The organism is Pseudomonas sp. SIMBA_041 (assembly GCF_046535095.1).
Taxonomy (GTDB): Bacteria; Pseudomonadota; Gammaproteobacteria; order Pseudomonadales; family Pseudomonadaceae; genus Aquipseudomonas; species Aquipseudomonas mucoides.
Map to the genome: position 1 here is coordinate 1 of NZ_JAWRXJ010000831.1, position 242 is coordinate 242.

A 242-nucleotide genomic window follows, 5' to 3' on the forward strand; every position below is an offset into this window, starting at 1 on the left:
CAAGGTGGTGGATGCGGCAGTCGAAAAAGCGTATGCAGGCAAGAAGAAGATCCACTGGATGGAAATCTACGCCGGCGAGAAGGCAACCAAGGTGTACGGCCCGGACGTGTGGCTGCCGGAAGAATCGATGCAGGTGCTGAAGGAATACGTCGTGTCGATCAAAGGTCCGCTCACCACGCCGGTGGGCGGCGGCATCCGTTCGCTGAACGTCGCGCTGCGTCAGGAACTGGATCTGTATGTCT

At 58.7% G+C, this 242-nt stretch carries 1 protein-coding gene; it reads left to right on the plus strand.

The window, feature by feature from the left end; genetic code table 11:
• Positions 1–242 (plus strand): isocitrate/isopropylmalate family dehydrogenase (locus SB725_RS33465; RefSeq protein WP_410923731.1); only part of this gene is annotated, 242 nt, incomplete at both ends.